General features: G+C 68.7%; 17 protein-coding genes. 14 read left to right on the forward strand and 3 right to left on the reverse strand.

From position 1 onward, the window contains the following. Nucleotides 1-426, forward strand: coding sequence for a DUF4177 domain-containing protein (locus C8N38_RS13965; protein WP_108027780.1), 426 nt, complete (start codon nt 1-3; stop codon nt 424-426). Between the two features lie 34 nt (nt 427-460). On the opposite strand, the gene C8N38_RS13970 is transcribed toward C8N38_RS13965, so the two are convergent. Further along, nucleotides 461-718, reverse strand: a complete 258-nt coding sequence (locus C8N38_RS13970) for a BolA family protein (protein ID WP_108027781.1) — start codon at nt 716-718, stop codon at nt 461-463. Between the two features lie 73 nt (nt 719-791). Between C8N38_RS13970 and C8N38_RS13975 the strand changes: the two genes are divergently transcribed. Next, complete coding sequence (locus C8N38_RS13975) at nt 792-1,418, forward strand: J domain-containing protein (RefSeq protein ID WP_108027782.1); 627 nt, start codon at nt 792-794, stop codon at nt 1,416-1,418. On the opposite strand, the gene msrB is transcribed toward C8N38_RS13975, so the two are convergent. Then, nucleotides 1,415-1,888 carry a peptide-methionine (R)-S-oxide reductase MsrB gene (gene msrB, locus C8N38_RS13980; protein WP_108027783.1) on the reverse strand — a complete coding sequence of 158 codons (474 nt, stop codon included), beginning with the start codon at nt 1,886-1,888 and terminating at the stop codon, nt 1,415-1,417. The two genes, C8N38_RS13975 and msrB, sit on opposite strands and share 4 nt — an antisense overlap. Before the next feature lie 209 nt (nt 1,889-2,097). On the opposite strand from msrB, the gene cobS reads away from it, so the two are divergent. The 7 genes from cobS to C8N38_RS14015 all read left to right on the forward strand — a co-directional run bounded on the left by cobS (nt 2,098) and on the right by C8N38_RS14015 (nt 8,967). Next, nucleotides 2,098-3,069, forward strand: a complete 972-nt coding sequence (cobS, locus tag C8N38_RS13985; protein ID WP_108027784.1) for a cobaltochelatase subunit CobS — start codon at nt 2,098-2,100, stop codon at nt 3,067-3,069. A 4-nt stretch (nt 3,070-3,073) separates the two neighbouring features. Further along, nucleotides 3,074-3,769 (forward strand): aspartate/glutamate racemase family protein, encoded by a 696-nt coding sequence (locus tag C8N38_RS13990; protein WP_108027785.1) that lies wholly within the window; start codon nt 3,074-3,076, stop codon nt 3,767-3,769. A gap of 31 nt (nt 3,770-3,800) precedes the next feature. Continuing rightward, nucleotides 3,801-4,178 (forward strand): hypothetical protein, encoded by a 378-nt coding sequence (locus tag C8N38_RS13995; protein ID WP_146176279.1) that lies wholly within the window; start codon nt 3,801-3,803, stop codon nt 4,176-4,178. Nucleotides 4,179-4,287: 109 nt separating this feature from the next. After that, nucleotides 4,288-4,710 (forward strand): hypothetical protein, encoded by a 423-nt coding sequence (locus C8N38_RS14000; RefSeq protein ID WP_108027787.1) that lies wholly within the window; start codon nt 4,288-4,290, stop codon nt 4,708-4,710. Between the two features lie 91 nt (nt 4,711-4,801). Next, nucleotides 4,802-6,676: a cobaltochelatase subunit CobT gene (gene cobT, locus C8N38_RS14005; protein ID WP_108027788.1), complete on the forward strand. Its 1,875-nt coding sequence runs from the start codon at nt 4,802-4,804 to the stop codon at nt 6,674-6,676. Continuing rightward, nucleotides 6,677-8,482, forward strand: coding sequence for an aminopeptidase P family protein (locus C8N38_RS14010; protein WP_108027789.1), 1,806 nt, complete (start codon nt 6,677-6,679; stop codon nt 8,480-8,482). Nucleotides 8,483-8,625: 143 nt separating this feature from the next. Beyond that, on the forward strand, nt 8,626-8,967 hold the full coding sequence (locus tag C8N38_RS14015) for a DUF427 domain-containing protein (protein ID WP_075786538.1): 342 nt from the start codon (nt 8,626-8,628) through the stop codon (nt 8,965-8,967). 28 nt (nt 8,968-8,995) lie between these two features. Here C8N38_RS14015 and C8N38_RS14020 read toward each other — a convergent pair whose 3' ends face one another. After that, entirely contained in the window at nt 8,996-10,615 is a 1,620-nt protein-coding gene (locus C8N38_RS14020; protein WP_108027790.1) for a chloride channel protein, read from the reverse strand. Nucleotides 10,616-10,783: 168 nt separating this feature from the next. On the opposite strand from C8N38_RS14020, the gene C8N38_RS14025 reads away from it, so the two are divergent. The 5 genes from C8N38_RS14025 to C8N38_RS14045 all read left to right on the forward strand — a co-directional run bounded on the left by C8N38_RS14025 (nt 10,784) and on the right by C8N38_RS14045 (nt 16,360). Beyond that, nucleotides 10,784-12,157, forward strand: a complete 1,374-nt coding sequence (locus tag C8N38_RS14025) for an FAD-binding oxidoreductase (RefSeq protein WP_108027791.1) — start codon at nt 10,784-10,786, stop codon at nt 12,155-12,157. 240 nt (nt 12,158-12,397) lie between these two features. Then, nucleotides 12,398-13,567, forward strand: a complete 1,170-nt coding sequence (locus C8N38_RS14030; protein ID WP_108027792.1) for a peptidoglycan glycosyltransferase FtsW — start codon at nt 12,398-12,400, stop codon at nt 13,565-13,567. After that, the gene (locus C8N38_RS14035) at nt 13,564-14,658 is read left to right on the forward strand and encodes a UDP-N-acetylglucosamine--N-acetylmuramyl-(pentapeptide) pyrophosphoryl-undecaprenol N-acetylglucosamine transferase (RefSeq protein WP_108027793.1); all 1,095 of its coding nucleotides are present in this window, start codon (nt 13,564-13,566) and stop codon (nt 14,656-14,658) included. The genes C8N38_RS14030 and C8N38_RS14035 overlap by 4 nt, the downstream gene beginning before the upstream one ends. Next, on the forward strand, nt 14,658-16,076 hold the full coding sequence (gene murC / locus C8N38_RS14040; protein ID WP_108027794.1) for a UDP-N-acetylmuramate--L-alanine ligase: 1,419 nt from the start codon (nt 14,658-14,660) through the stop codon (nt 16,074-16,076). The genes C8N38_RS14035 and murC overlap by 1 nt, the downstream gene beginning before the upstream one ends. Next, complete coding sequence (locus C8N38_RS14045) at nt 16,073-16,360, forward strand: hypothetical protein (protein WP_108027795.1); 288 nt, start codon at nt 16,073-16,075, stop codon at nt 16,358-16,360. The genes murC and C8N38_RS14045 overlap by 4 nt, the downstream gene beginning before the upstream one ends. Nucleotides 16,361-16,532: the final 172 nt, after the last annotated feature.

Below are 16,532 nucleotides of genomic sequence, written 5' to 3' on the forward strand. Positions count from 1 at the left end.
ATGCCCGTCCTTTATGAGTACCGGGTCCTTCCGGCCCCCGAGCGCGGCCGCCGCGTGCGGGGCGCCAAGGGCCCGGCAGAACGCTTTGCCCATGCCCTGGAAGACGCCATGAACGAGATGGCGGCCGAGGGCTGGGAATATGTCCGGGCCGAAAGCCTGCCCTCGGAAGAACGCCAGGGGCTTTTCAGCGGCAGCAGCCGGACCGTGCGCAACGTGCTGGTCTTCCGACGCCCGCGCGGCGCGGGCGCGGGACAGGACGCAGCCTTCCGCCATGGCAGCCCCGAAGAGATCGCGACGGCCGCGGCCGCCTCGGTCCACGCCCTGCCGGAACGGACCTACCCGCCGCTCGGCGCGCCTTCGCGCGGGCCGGTGCCCCGGCCCGACCGGCCGCTTGGCGGCGCCCGGCCCTGGAACGACGAGGACTGAGCCCCTTGTGTCGGGAAAGACCGGGACGCCGCGTCTAGACGGCGATTTCCAGCGCCAGCGCGTGGATCCGGCCCATCAGATCGGGGCCAAGCGCCTTGTGGACCGCGCGTTCCCGCGCCACGCGCGACATCGGCGCGAAGGCCGGGGCCGCGATCTTCACGCGGAAATGGCTTTCGCCGCCCTCCTGATACCCCGCGTGATGGCGGTGGCGTTCGCTTTCGTCCAGCACTTCAAGCTGCGTCGGCTGGAACGCGCGTTCCAGGCTGTCGCGGATTTGATCGGCTCGGCCCATTTTTCTCCATCGCCCCCTTCATTCTCATCTTCAAGTGACTAAACTCTCGGGTCCGAGTCGAAAAGGTGCTGCCATGACCAAGACCGATCCCTTCGGGTTCGACATTTCCGTATCGGCCGACAAGAAGCGGCGCACCCGGGGCCGCCGGGGCATGTCGGGCGCCTTCGAGACCTCACGGCGCAAATGCGAGCATCCCGGCTGCGACCTCGACGGCCAGTACCGCGCGCCGAAATCGCCCGACCAGCTCGACGAGTATTTCTGGTTCTGCAAGGACCATGTGCGCGAATACAACCTCAAGTGGAACTTCTTCAACGGCGCCACCGAAGAGGAATTCGACGCCCAGATCGACAAGGACCGGGTCTGGGAGCGCGAGACCCAGCCCTTCGGCAATCGCGACGAACAGCGCGCCTGGGCGCGGCTCGGGGTCGACGACCCGCATCAGGTGCTGGGCGAGAACGCGACCCGCAACCCCGGCAAGACCGGCACCACGACCCGGCGGCTGCCGCCGACCGAGCGCAAGGCGCTGGAAATCCTCGAGGCGCAGGACAGCTGGACCAAGGCCGAGATCCGCAAGCAGTACAAGTCGCTGGTCAAGGACCTGCACCCCGACATGAACGGCGGCAACCGCGCCGACGAGGAACGCCTGCAAGAGGTCGTCTGGGCCTGGGACCAGATCAAGGACAGCCGCAGTTTCCGCTAGGCAGGCGCGAAGGTCAGGCTGACCCCGTTGATGCAGTGCCGCTTGCCGGTGGGCGGCGGCCCGTCATCGAAGACATGCCCCAGATGGCTGCCGCAGCGGCGGCAATGGACCTCGGTCCGGACCATGAAGAAGCTGCGGTCCGGCCGGGTGCGGACGGCGTCTGGCAAGGACCGGGTGAAGCTCGGCCAGCCGGTGCCGCTGTCGAACTTGTCCTTTGATGCATAAAGCGGCAGATCGCAGCCCTTGCAGTGGAAGACTCCGTCGCGGTGTTCGTCGTTCAGCGGGCTGGTGAAGGCGCGCTCGGTGCCCTCCTCGCGCATCACCCTGTATTCGAGCGGGCCGAGCCGTGCCCGCCACTCGGCCTCGCTGCGCATCACCTCGAACCGCTCTTCGGCGGCGGCGGCCGGGCGAACCAGCGCCGCCCCGGCGGCGCCCAGCAGAACCCGGCCCAGAAATAGGCGGCGGAACATCCTTTCCTCCCCTTGGTGTTCGTCCAACGTCCCCTGGCATAGCTGGCGCGGCCGCCGCGCGGGGCAAGCTCAAGAGAAGTCACGATCGGCGGCCCGGCGCAGCCCCCGATCCGGCCTGCGGTCCGGGCGGCCATGGGGTCCTGCCCCTTGCACCCCCCCGAGATATGTTCCAAGACGGCGGGAGACGACGCCAATCCGACGGGGCCAGGATGACCAGTGCAGTGAAACCCACCGAAGAGATCTCGGTTCGCGAGGTCTTCGGCATCGACACCGACATGATCGTGAAGGGGTTCGAGACGCCGACCGACCGGGTGCCCGATCTCGACCCGACCTACAAGTTCGATCCCGACACCACGCTGGCGATCCTTGCGGGCTTTACCCATAACCGCCGGGTGATGATCCAGGGCTATCACGGCACCGGCAAGTCGACCCATATCGAGCAGGTCGCGGCGCGGCTGAACTGGCCCTGCGTGCGGGTCAACCTCGACAGCCATATCAGCCGGATCGACCTGATCGGCAAGGATGCGATCAAGCTCAAGGACGGGGTCCAGGTCACCGAGTTCCAGGAGGGCATCCTGCCCTGGGCGCTGCGCAATCCCTGCGCCATCGTCTTCGACGAATACGACGCCGGCCGCGCCGATGTGATGTTCGTGATCCAGCGGGTGCTGGAGGTCGACGGCAAGCTGACGCTTCTGGACCAGAACCAGGTGATCACCCCCCACCCCTATTTCCGGCTGTTCGCGACGGCGAACACCGTGGGGCTGGGCGACACGACCGGGCTTTATCACGGCACCCAGCAGATCAACCAGGGCCAGATGGACCGCTGGTCGCTGGTCGCAACGCTGAACTACCTGTCCCATGACGCCGAGACCGCGATCGTTCTGGCCAAATGCCCGCATTACAACACCGACAAGGGCCGCAAGCAGATCGGCCATATGGTGACCGTGGCCGATCTGACCCGGACCGCCTTCATGAACGGCGATCTCTCGACGGTGATGAGCCCGCGGACGGTGATCGCCTGGGCGCAGAACGCCGAGATCTTCCGCAGCGTGGGCTTTGCCTTCCGGGTGACCTTCCTGAACAAATGCGACGAGCTTGAACGCCAGACCGTGGCCGAGTTCTATCAGCGCCTGTTCGACGAGGAACTGCCCGAAAGTGCCGCGAGCATGAGCCTGGGGTAAGACCGTGCATATCGGGCTGATCGGCGGGATCGGTGTCGCGGCGACGGTGGTCTACTACCAGCGCCTGACCGCCGCCGCCGACCGGCTCGGGGTGCCCCTGCGGCTGACCATCAGCCATGGCGACATCCACAGCCTGATCCGCAACAATCTGGACGATGCGCGCGAGGCTCAGGCCGCGATCTTCGCGGACCGGCTGGCCGGGCTGAAGGGCGCGGGCTGCGACTGTGCCGCGCTGACCTCGCTAGGCGCGCATTTCTGCTTTGACGAGTTGAACCAGCGGGGTGTGCTGCCGCTGGTGTCGGGCGTCGCGCCGCTTGACGACGAGTTCGCGGCGCGGGGGCTGCGCCGGGTGGGTCTTCTGGGCACGCAGGTGGTGATGGAGACCCGGCTTTACGGCCAGTTGCGCCGCACCGAGGCCGTCGCGCTCGATGCCGAGGCCGAGGCGCTGGGCCGGACCTATCGCGAGATCGCGGTCGCGGGGCAGTGCGATCCCGACCGGCGCCGGGTGCTGCTGGACGCCGGGCGGCGCATGGTCGAGGATCTGGGCGCCGAGGCCATCGTGCTGGCGGGCACCGATCTCAACCTCGCCTTCGACGGCACCGATCCGGGCTATCCGGTGATCGACGCGCTCGACGTGCATGTGGCGCTGCTGGCGCAGCTTGCGGCGGGTGCTGTCGCGCTGTCCGATGTGGCGGCCTGAGCCGCGCCCGCTTCGCATCGCGGCGGCGGCGTTGACCGCCTGTCTCGCCGCCGTCGCCCCTGCCCCGGCCCGGACCGCCGACCCGGCCTTTCCCGCTATCGACTGTGCCGCGCTCTGGTACGCCACCGCCGATTTCCGCGCCCGCTACGCGCTGGCCGAAGGGTCGCCTGACGAGGCCCGCGCCATGGCCCGCGCCTTTCGCGACGCGGGCGTCGCGCTTACGGACGACCCGGAGGCGGCAGTCGATGCGCGCATCGACAAGCTGCGCCCGATCTACCTGCTGCTGATGAGGCGATACATCCTGGACGGGAATCGCCGCGCACGCGACCAGTATGTCCGCCTGTCGGGCCTCTGCGACGATTTCGGCCGCGAGAAGGCCCTGCCCGGCCACCGGGTTCCGGACCGATAGGCCGGCCCGTCCCTTGCCGACAAGGCGGATGGCCCCGGGCCATGACAGCATGTTTACATCACTCGTATATACATCTTGACGCAGCGTCGATCTGTCATACCATTGTCATATGGAAAAGGCAGGCACACGCATAGCGGGAATCGCCCTAATTCTGGCGCTGGCGGCCACCGCCGCGGCTGCCCGCCCCGCGACGCCCGGCACCCCCTGGAAGCGGGCCGAGCTGTTCGCCACCTGCTCGGGCCGCCTTGCGGCCGTGTCGGCGCGCCAGCAGGCGGTCGACGATCCGGCCTGGCCCCGCACGATGGACCAGCGCGACATGTTCAACCTGATGCTCGAGGCGACCCTGCCCGAGGCGATCCGCTTCGGCGTGCCGAAGGACGAACCCGTGCTGTGGCGCTCGGCCGGCTGGACCGAGATGGCGGGCCTTCTGGCCGATATCGCCTACAGCTTCGACAGCGGCCGCGCCGACCGGGCACGCGCGGCGCTGGCCGACCGGATGTCGGATTGCACCGGGCTGCTTCTGGGCGGCTGAGCCGGAACGACCGTCTTTCCCCGCGCGGCCACTGGCCAATTCCGGTCAACCTTTCTAGATTGACCTCCGCAAGCCACGCGGACCCTGCCCCATGACCAAACCCACCGACAATCCCGCCGATCCGTTCAAGAAGGCGCTGGCCGAGGCCACCAAGGTCATGGCCGACGACCCCGATCTTGGCATCAGCTATTCGGTGGACCCGCCGGGGCTGACCGACGACGCGGTGCGGCTGCCGCAGGTCTCGCGCCGAATGACCCGCGACGAGGTGCTGCTGGCGCGCGGCACGGCCGACGCCTTTGCGCTGCGCCACAAGTATCACGACAGCGCCACCCATTCGCGCTATCGCCCCTCGGGGCAGATGGCGCGGGATCTCTACGAGGCGATGGAGATGGCCCGCTGCGAGGCGGTGGGCGCGCGCGTCATGCCCGGCACCGCCAGCAATATCGACGCGATGATCGGCGCCGAGGCCGCGAAGAAGGGCTATGCCCAGGCCCGCGAGGCAAGCGAAGTGCCGCTGCCGGTCGCGGCGGCCTATATGGTGCGCCATCTGGCGACCGGCCGCCCGCTGCCCAAGGGCGCCGATCAGGCCATGGAACTGTGGCGCGGGTTCATCGAGGAGCAGGCCGGCGCGGCGCTGGACGGGCTCGACCATGCGCTGGCCGATCAGGCGGCCTTTGCGCGGCTGTCCCGCAAGGTGATCGCCGATCTGGGCTATGCCGATCAGCTGGGCGACGACCCCGACGCCGATCAGAACGACGACGAGGACAGTTCGGCCGAGACCGAGGAAGACGCGCCCGAGGAATATGGCGAGGAGGAAAGCCAGGACAGCGACGAGGCCGATGCCAGCCCCGAGCAGTCCCAGGACGACCTGCAGGACGCCGCCCAGGCCCATGTCAATCCTGACGATGTCAGTGACATGGAGATGGGCGAAGAGACCGAGCTGCCCGAGGGCGAGGCGCCGCTGGAACCTCCGCCGCCCGCGCCCCATTCCGAGGCCGATCCCGAATACAAGGTCTTCACCGCCGCCTTCGACGAAGAGATCGGCGCCCAGGATCTGGCGGAACCGGCCGAGCTGGAACGGCTGCGCGCCTATCTGGATCAACAGCTCGACCCGCTGAAGGGCGCGGTCGGCCGTCTTGCCAACAAGCTGCAGCGGCGGCTGCAAGCCCAGCAGAACCGCAGCTGGGAATTCGACCGCGAGGAAGGCATTCTCGATGCCGGACGGCTGGCCCGCGTCGTGGCGAACCCGACGACGCCGCTCAGCTTCAAGGTCGAGAAGGATACCGAGTTCCGCGATACCGTGGTGACGCTGCTTCTGGACAATTCGGGCTCGATGCGCGGGCGGCCGATCTCGATCGCCGCGATCTGCGCCGATGTGCTGGCGCGCACGCTTGAACGCTGTCAGGTCAAGGTCGAGATCCTTGGCTTTACCACCCGCGCCTGGAAGGGCGGGCAATCGCGCGAACAATGGCTGGCCGAGGGCCGTCCGCAAGGCCCGGGCCGCCTGAACGACCTGCGCCACATCGTCTACAAGAATGCCGATGCGCCCTGGCGGCGGGCGCGCGAAAATCTGGGTCTGATGATGAAAGAGGGCCTGCTGAAGGAAAATATCGACGGCGAGGCGCTGGAATGGGCGCACAGGCGGATGCTGGTGCGGCCCGAGGCGCGCAAGATCCTGATGGTGATCTCGGACGGCGCGCCGGTGGACGATTCGACCCTGTCGGTCAATGCCGCCAATTACCTTGAAAAGCACCTGCGCGACGTGATCGCCATGGTCGAACGCCGCAAGGCGGTCGAGCTGATCGCCATCGGCATCGGCCATGACGTGACGCGCTATTATCAGCGCGCCGTGACCATCACCGATGTCGAACAGCTGGCGGGCGCGATGACCGAACAGCTGGCCGCGCTGTTCGACAAGGACCCCCGCGCCCGCGCGCGGATGTTCGGGATCAGGAAGGCAAGCTAGATGTTCCAGAGCTTCGACAGCAGCACCCGTCCCGAGGACGGCCCGGTCCGGCTGGCCCGCCTGCGCGAGGAAATGGCCCGCGAGGGGCTGACGGGTTTTCTGGTGCCCCGCGCCGATGCCCATCAGGGCGAATATGTGGCGCCCCATGACGACCGTCTGGCCTGGCTGACGGGCTTCACCGGCTCGGCCGGGATCGCCTGCATCCTGATGGACCGCGCCGGTGTCTTCATCGACGGGCGCTATCGGGTACAGGTCAAGGCGCAGGTCGATCTGGCGCATTTCACGCCGGTGCCCTGGCCCGAGACGAAACCCGGCGACTGGCTGAAGGCGGCGCTGCCGCAGGGCGGCGCGGTCGGGATCGACCCCTGGCTGCACACGCCGAAAGAGCTGGACGCGCTGACCGAGGCGCTGGCGGGCACCCAGGTCTCGATCCGCGAGACGCCCAATCTGGTCGACCGGATCTGGGCCGACCAGCCCGCCCCGCCGCAAGGCCCGATCGCGCCCTATCCCGAGGATCTGGCGGGCGAATCCCACGCCGACAAGCGCGCCCGGATCGGGCGGCTGCTGGCCGAGGCAGGGCAGAGTGCGGCCGTGCTGACCCTGCCCGATTCCATCGCCTGGCTGCTGAACGTGCGCGGCGCGGACATTCCGCGCAACCCGGTGCCCCATGCCTTCGCGATCCTGCATGACGACGGGCGGGTGACGCTTTATGCCGACCCGGCCAAGGTGACCGACGCGCTGAAGGTCCATCTGGGCCCCGAGATCACTTTGCGCCCCGCAGGCGCCTTCGGGCCGGGTCTGCGCAGCCTTCCGGGCAAGGTCCGGGTCGATCCGGCTTCGGCGCCGCTGTGGGTGCTGCGCCAGCTCGAGGATGCGGGCGTAGAGGTCGCGCTGGCCGAAGATCCCTGTATCCTGCCCAAGGCGCGCAAGACCGCCGCCGAGCTGGCGGGCGCGCGCGCCGCCCATGCCCGCGACGCCGTCGCGATGATCGAGTTCCTGGCCTGGATCGACGCCGAGGCGCCCAAGGGCGGGCTGACCGAGATCGACGTGGTGCGCGGGCTGGAAGAGTTCCGCGCCGCGACCGGCAAGCTTCGCGACATCAGCTTCGAGACCATCGCGGGCGCGGGGCCGAATGGCGCCATCGTGCATTACCGGGTGACCGAGGCCACCAACCGCCGCGTCGCGCCCGGCGATCTGCTGCTGGTCGATTCGGGCGGGCAATATCTCGACGGGACCACCGACATCACCCGCACCGTGGCCGTGGGCCCGGTGCCCGAAGATGCGAAGGCGCCCTTTACCAGGGTGCTGAAGGGCATGATCGCGATCTCGCGGGCGCGGTTCCCCAAGGGGCTCGCGGGCCGCGATCTCGATGCGCTGGCGCGCAATGCGCTCTGGCAGGCCGGGCAGGATTACGACCATGGCACCGGCCATGGCGTCGGCGCCTATCTGTGCGTCCATGAAGGGCCGCAGCGCATCGCCCGGATCTCGACCGTGCCGCTGGAGCCCGGGATGATCCTGTCGAACGAACCTGGCTATTACCGCGAGGGCGCCTTCGGCATCCGGATCGAGAACCTGATCGCGGTCGAGGAGGCCCCGGCGCTGTCGGGCGGCGACGACCGGCGGATGCTGTCCTTCGAGACGCTGACCTGGGTGCCCATCGACCGTCGGCTGATCGCCCCCGAGATGCTGGATGCGGGCGAGCGCGCCTGGCTCGACGCCTATCACGCCGAGGTCGCGCACCGGGCCGGGCCGGATCTCTCGGACCGGGCGCGGGCCTGGCTGACCGGGGCGACGCTGCCGATCTGACCGGCGGCCCGACCGGCCCCGTCCGACCGGTCGAAGAGACCGCGGGCCCGGGCGGAACTGGACAAGACAAAGCCAAGCATGACAGAACGGCGGCGCAAAACCTGCCGCCGTGAGGCATCCGACAGGACCGAGGGAGAACACGCATGTCCGACCATATCACGATCCACAAGGCCGAGGGGGCCTGGGTGGTCCGGGCCGGAGGCGCGGTGATCGCCGAAAGCCGGAACGCACTGGAACTGTCCGAGGGCAGCCTGAAGCCCGTCATCTACTTCCCGCGCGAGGATGTGGCGATGGCCTTCCTCGACCGCTCGGACAGCCGGACCACCTGCCCGCACAAGGGCGTGGCCAGCTATTTCACCCTGCGCGCAAAAAGCTACGACATCGAGGACGCGGCCTGGTCCTACGAGGATCCGAAACCGGGCCTCGAACGCATCGCGGGGCATCTGGCCTTCTATGCCGACAAGGTGACGGTCGAACAGCTTTAGGCCCGTTCGCCACAGGGACACCTGCCGCTCAGGAATGCTCCTCGGCGGCGGTCATCGCCAGCGCCCGCGAATAGGCGCGCAGCGCATCGACATGGAAAAGCGCGCCCAACAGCGCAGGCTCGCCCCCGTCGGCGGGGCGGGCCACCACCGGCACGAAGCCGTGGCCCCATTTCTCGAAGACCGGCAGCGCCTCGACCAGGGTCGCGTCCGCCTCGAACATCACCCCCTGCCCGATCAGTTCCGCGCAGGCCGCCTCTGACGGCGCGCCGGCGCTGTCCTTCGCGCGCATCAGCACGCCTGCGGTAAAGGCAGCCAGCAGATAGGATTGCGGCCCCGCCGCCAGCCGCTTGCCGCGCCGTTCCAGCTGGGTCAGGAAGAAGGACCGGTTGACGAGGCGGCTGGCCAAAGCGGTCGACAGCGAGACCGCCACCATGACCGCCAGCCCCGTCTGCCAGTCGCCCGTCATCTCGAAGACGATCATCGTGGTCGAGATCGGCGCGCCCAGCACCGCCGCCGCGACCGCCCCCATGCCCGCCAGCGCATACAGCGTCTCGGCCCCCGAGACATTGGGAAAGGCCGCGGTCGCGACATAACCGAAGGCGAGCCCGGTCAGCGCCCCCACCATCAGCGAGGGCGAGAACACGCCGCCGCCCATCCGTCCGGCCATGGTCAGCGACACGGCCACGCATTTCAGCAGGCAGAACACCACCGCCTCGTGAAAGATCAGCGTGCCCGTCAGCGCGGCCGAGGTGGTCTCGTACCCGACGCCGATGATATGCGGAAACCAGATCGCCATCGCGCCGAGGCCCAGCCCCGAGACCGCAGGCCGCAGCCAGCGCGGCATCCGGGTCTTGCGCTGGACCGCGTCGCCGATCCCCTCGGCCCAGAAGATCGACCGCATCAGGATCACCGCGACCAGACCGCAGACCAGCCCCAGCAGCAGAAAGGCGGGCAGTTCGCCATAAAAGGCCAGCCGGTCGTCCTGCGGCAGGGTGAATTCCGGCACGCCGCCGAATTCAAGCCGGTTGATGACCGTGCCCGCCACCGCCGCCACGGTGATGGGCGCGAAGGCATGGACCGCGAAATGCCGCAAGACGACCTCGAGCGCGAAGAGCGTGCCCGCGATCGGCGCGTTGAACGAGGCCGAGACGGCGGCCGCGACGGCGCAGCCCAGAAGGTCGCGCCCGGTGATGCCGTCGGCATGGATGCGGTTCGACACCCAGGTCGCGACCACGCCCGCCATATGCACCACCGGCCCCTCGCGCCCGGTCGAGCCGCCCGAGGACAGCGTGATCAGCGAGGCCAGCGCCGAGGCGATCCCCGCCTTGACCTCGACCCGGCCCTCGTTCAGCGCGGCGCCCTCGATGACGTCGGCAACCGAGCGCACCCGCGCATCGGGGGTAAAGCGGTGCAGCACCAGCCCGACCACCAGGCCGCCGCAGGCCGGGATCAGCAGGATCCAGGCCCAGTGCACGGTCTCGGCAAAGCTGTGCAGCCGGTGCGGGTCCTCGACGCCGTAAAGCGCGCCCTGCAGCGCATCGATCCCCAGACGAAAGCCAAGCGCCGCGAATCCCGCCGCCACACCGATGGCCGCAGCAATGAACCAGAATTGGACCTGGGTCGGCCCATGGACGCGCAGCACACGCATTGCGTCATTCAACAGGCGGAAAAAGCCACCGAGAGTTGTCGATTTCCGCCTTTTCACCCCGTCCTGCCCGGCATTTCGCCTCTTTTGGCCGCGTAGATTTGCCGAGGCTTTTCCCGGCCGCCGCTCTCGCCTAGGGTGCCCGCCGCTGGAACCGTATGGAGTACCCCGATGTCGAAACCGGACGCCCTCACCGAACTCGGGGAAATGCTAGGCGATCGCTTCAGCCGCTCCAAGTCCGATCTGGATCTTCACGGGCGGAACGAGACCTATTTCCCCTTCCTGCCGCCCGAGGCCGTCGTCTATCCCGAGACGACCGAAGAGGTCGCAAAGATCGTGCGGATCTGCGCGGCGCACGGGGTGCCGCTGACCGGCTGGGGCCGGGGCACGTCGCTGGAAGGGCACGCGCTGGCGCTGAAGGGCGGGATTTCGGTCGATTTCAGCCGGATGAACCGGGTGCTGAAGGTCCATCCCGAGGATATGGACGTGGTGGTTCAGCCCGGGCTGACCCGCGAGGAGCTGAACCGCGAGCTGCGCGCGACCGGGCTTTTCTTCCCGGTCGATCCCGGCGCCAATGCCTCGCTGGGCGGCATGGCCTCGACCCGGGCCTCGGGCACCACGGCGGTGCGCTACGGCACCATGCGCGAGAACGTCCTGGGGCTTGAGGTCGTGCTGGCGGACGGGCGGGTGATCCGCACCGGGACGCGGGCGCGGAAATCGGCGGCGGGTTATGATCTGACCGGGCTGTTCGTGGGCTCGGAAGGCACGCTGGGGCTCATCACCGAACTGACGCTGAAACTGCATGGTCAGCCCGAGGCGATTTCGGCCGCGGTCTGCGCCTTCGACGAAATCGGCCCGGCCGTCGATACCGTGATCCAGACCATCCAGCTGGGCATCCCGATGGCCCGGATCGAGTTCGTCGATGCCGCGACCGCCGCCGCCTTCAATTCCTATGCGGGCGCAGAGATGCCCGAGAAACCGCATCTGATGATCGAGTTTCACGGGTCGGCCTCGGCGGTGGCGGAACAGGCCGAAAGCTTCGGACAGATCGTTGCCGACAATGGCGGCGACGGGTTCAGCTGGTCGTCGCGTCCCGAGGACCGCACGGCCCTCTGGACCATGCGCCACAACGCCTATTACGCCTGTCTGGGGCTGCGCCCCGGCGCGACCGCGCTGGTCACCGACATGTGCGTGCCGATCTCGCGGCTGGCCGAGGCGGTCGAAGAGACCCGCGCCGACATCGCCCGGTCCTCGATCCCCGGGCCGATCCTCGGCCATGTGGGCGACGGCAACTTCCACGCGATCCTGCTGGTCGAGCCCGGCAACGCGGCCGAACTGGCCGAGGCCAAGGCGCTGGCCCACCGCATGGTCGAGCGGGCGCTGCGCCTGGGCGGCACGGTCACCGGCGAACATGGCATCGGCATGGGCAAGCTCGGCTACATGGAAGAAGAACACGGCCAGGCCTGGGAGGTGATGGGCCAGATCAAGCGCGTCCTCGACCCCTCGGCGCTGATGAACCCCGGCAAGATGGTGCCCGGGAACTGACCAGCTGACCTTCGGGCAGCCAGGTCCGGTTCCCGCCGCCCGCAGGCGCGGGGCCGCCCCTTGCGCGGCCCCCGGCGCAACGGACAGACAGGCCCCGATGGCAGGCGGTGCCCCGCCCGGATGGCCTTGCGAAACGCAGCGATCCGCCTTTCCGCACTGGTGCCGATGAGGTTTTGCCGCTACACTGCCCACCAGACCCGGAAAACGGGCATTGACAGAGGCTGATCGAGGCAGTGGCCCATGACGGAGATGGTCTATGGCACCGCGCCCATACGGGCGGGTGAACCCGTCCTGCCGCGCTGGTGGCGGACGGTAGACAAGTGGGCGATGTCCTGCGTGCTGTTGCTGTTCGGCGTGGGCATGTTGCTGGGCCTTGCGGCCTCGCCGCCGCTGGCCGAGAAAAACGGCTTTCCTCCCTTCTATTACGTGGAACGTCAGGCGGTCTATGGCGGGCTCGCGCTCTGCACGATGCTGATCGTCTCGATGTTCTCGCCGACACAGGTGCGGCGGCTCGGGGTCATCGGCTGCGGTGCGGCGCTGCTGGCGCTGGTGTTCCTGCCGGTCTTCGGCACCGATTTCGGCAAGGGCGCGGTGCGCTGGTATTCGCTGGGATTCGGTTCGGTCCAGCCTTCGGAATTCCTCAAGCCCGGCTTCATAATCCTGACCGCCTGGCTGATGGCGGCGGCGCAGGAGGTCGAGGGCCCGCCCGGCAAGACCATGTCGCTGGCGCTGGCCGTGGTCGTCGTGAGCTTTCTGGCCCTGCAGCCCGATTTCGGACAGGCGGCGCTGATCCTCTTTGCCTGGGGGGTGATGTATTTCGTGGCGGGCGCCCCTTTCATGATCCTGGTGGCGGTGGCTGGCGGCGTCGTCTTCGCAGGCACCATCGCCTATGAGAATTCAGACCACTTCGCGCGCCGGATCGACGGCTTCCTGAACCCCGAGATCGACCCGCGCACCCAGCTTGGCTATGCCACCAACGCGATCCGCGAGGGCGGCTTCTTCGGGGTCGGCGTGGGCGAAGGCCAGGTGAAATGGTCTCTGCCCGATGCGCATACCGACTTCATCATCGCGGTCGCGGCCGAGGAATACGGCCTCGTGCTGGTCGCTGTCATCATCGCGCTGTACTGCGCCATCGTGATCCGGTCGCTCTTCCGGCTGCTGAAAGAGCGCGATCCCTTCATCCGGATCGCGGGCACCGGGCTTGCCTGCACCTTCGGCGTGCAGGCGCTGATCAACATGGGCGTCGCCGTCAAGTTGTTGCCCGCCAAGGGCATGACCCTGCCCTTCGTCAGCTATGGCGGCTCGTCGCTGATCGCGGGCGGTATCATGGTCGGCATGCTGCTGGCCCTGACCCGGAACCGGCCCCAGGGTGAGATCACCGACCTTCTGCGCCGGAGGACCCGCGAATGAGCGCCCCGCTTCTGGTCATCGCCGCCGGGGGCACCGGCGGGCACATGTTCCCGGCCCAGGCACTAGCCGAGACGATGCTGGCGCGCGGCTGGCGCGTGAAGCTGTCGACCGATGCGCGCGGCGCGCGCTATGCGGGCGGCTTTCCCGACGCGGTCGAGATCGAGACCATCGCCGCCGACAGCCCCGACCGGGGCGGTCTTGTGGCACGCGCGGCCTCGCCCATTCGGCTGGGCGCTGGCGTCGCCGCGATGCTGTGGCGGATGCTGCGCGACAAGCCGGCCGTCGTCGCGGGCTTCGGCGGCTATCCCTCCTTCCCGGCCCTGACGGCGGCGACGCTGCTCAAGCGGCCTCGGATGATCCACGAACAGAACGGCGTGCTGGGCAAGGTCAACCGGCTGTTCGCGCCCAAGGTCCATGCGGTCGCCTGCGGGGTCTGGCCGACCGAGCTGCCCGAGGGGGTCGAGGCCTTCCATACCGGCAACCCGATCCGGGCCGCCGTGCGCGAACGCGCGGGCGCCCCCTATATCCCGCCCGGCGACTATCCGATGAGCCTCGTTGCCATCGGCGGCAGCCAGGGCGCACGGGCGCTGTCGGACAGCGTGCCCGCAGCCATCGCCGCCCTGCCCGCCGAGATGCGCGGCTATCTCAGGGTGTCGCATCAGGCCCGCGAGGAGGATCTGGACCGCGTGATCGCGGCCTATGACGCCGCGGGCGTCACGGCCGAGGTCCGGCCCTTTTTCGACGACATTCCCGCCCGGCTGGCCGAGGCGCAGCTGGTGATCAGCCGCTCGGGCGCGTCGTCGGTGGCCGATATAGCCGCCATCGGGCGGCCCGCGATCCTGATCCCCTACCCGCATGCCGCGGGCGATCACCAGACCGCCAATGCGCGTGGCCTGGTCGCGGCGGGGGCCGCGATCCTGATCCCCGAATCCGCCCTTGACCCGGCCGCGCTTTCAGACCAGATCGCCACGGTTCTGGGCCAGCCCAAGGGGGCGATGCAGATGGCCGTGGCGGCGATGCGCTGCGGCAAACCCGATGCCGTCGACGGGCTGGCCGAGATCGTCGAGGCACTGGGCGGAGAAGGAAAATGATGAACGCGGCGACAAAGCTGCCGACCGATGTGGGGCCGATCCATTTCGTCGGGATCGGAGGCATCGGCATGTCGGGCATTGCCGAGGTGCTGTTGAACCTCGGCTACCGGGTGCAGGGCTCGGACCTGAAATCGAGCAAGATCACCGACCGGCTGGCGGGCCTTGGCGCGACCGTCTTCGAGGGCCAGCGCGAGGAAAACCTGGAAAACGCCGAGGTCGTGGTGATTTCCTCGGCCATCAAGCCCGGCAACCCCGAGCTTGACGCGGCGCGGCGGCGCGGCCTGCCCATCGTGCGCCGGGCCGAGATGCTGGCCGAGCTGATGCGGCTGAAATCGAACGTCGCGATCGCGGGCACCCATGGCAAGACCACCACGACGACGATGGTGGCGACGCTTCTCGATGCGGGCGGGCTCGATCCCACCGTCATCAACGGCGGCATCATCCATGCCTATGGCTCGAACGCCCGGATGGGCGCAGGCGAATGGATGGTGGTCGAGGCCGACGAATCCGACGGCACCTTCAACCGGCTGCCCGCGACCATCGCGGTCGTGACCAATATCGACCCCGAACACATGGAGCACTGGGGCAGTTTCGAGGCACTGCGGCAGGGCTTTTACGACTTCGTGTCGAACATCCCGTTCTACGGGCTTGCGGTCTGCTGCACCGATCATCCCGAGGTGCAAGCGCTGGTCGGCCGGGTGACCGACCGCAAGGTGGTGACCTTCGGCTTCAACGCCCAGGCCGATGTGCGCGCGGTGAACCTGCGCTATCGCGCGGGCCAGGCCGAATTCGACATCGCGCTGCAGACCGAAGACATGCTGATCGAGGGCTGCACCCTGCCGATGCCCGGCGATCACAACGTCTCGAACGCGCTCGGCGCGGTGGCGGTCGCCCGCCATCTGGGGCTGAAGGCCGACGAGATCCGCGGCGCGTTGGCGGCCTTCGGCGGGGTCAACCGGCGCTTTACCAAGGTGGGCGAGGCCAACGGGATCGCCATCATCGACGATTACGGCCACCACCCGGTGGAAATCGCCGCCGTGCTGAAAGCCGCGCGGCAAGCGACGGAAGGGCGCGTCATCGCCGTACATCAACCGCACCGCTACACGCGGCTGCATTCGCTGTTCGACGATTTCTGCACCTGTTTCAACGAGGCCGATGTGGTGGGCATTGCCGAAGTCTATGGCGCGGGCGAGGACCCGATCCCGGGCGCGACCCGCGACGATCTGGTCGCCGGGCTGATCCGGCACGGCCATCGCCATGCCCGGGCCATCCTTTGCGAAGACGATCTTGAACGGCTGGTGCGCGAGCAGGCCGGGCCGGGCGACATGGTGGTCTGCCTCGGCGCGGGCACGATCAGCGCCTGGGCCAACAACCTGCCCGCGCGGCTGAGGGATAAGGGAGCGGACGGAGCGGCATGATTCCCTATCTGGTCATAGCAATCTGCGGTGCGGCGCTGGTGGCGGGCGTGCTGGGCCTGCGGGCGCTGAGACGCACCTCGCCCTCGATCACCGCGGCGGTCCTGCTGACGGCGGCGGTGGTCGCGGTCTCGCTGGTTCCGACCGGCGATCTCTTCGGCCCCGAGGCCGCCTTGGCCGGGCCGTTCCGCGAATCCGCCACGTTGCTGATCGACCTGCCCGCGGGCATCGGCGGCGCGCTCGGGGCACTCTCGGGCGACAACCGGTCCGAAGGCGGCGCAGAATGATCGCGCGCAGGGTCAGGGGCCACACCGTCCCGGCCCGCCCGTCCGCCCCGCCTCCGTCCGCCCCGCCTCCGTCCGCCCCGCCTCTGGCCGTACGCGCGACCGGCGGCACGCCATCCGCCAGTCGCCCCGCCAGTCCTCGCCACCGGGCACGGCCCGACAGTCCCGCCACCTC

Origin of the sequence: Rhodovulum kholense (assembly GCF_003053725.1) — a bacterium.
Lineage (GTDB): Bacteria > Pseudomonadota > Alphaproteobacteria > Rhodobacterales > Rhodobacteraceae > Rhodovulum > Rhodovulum kholense.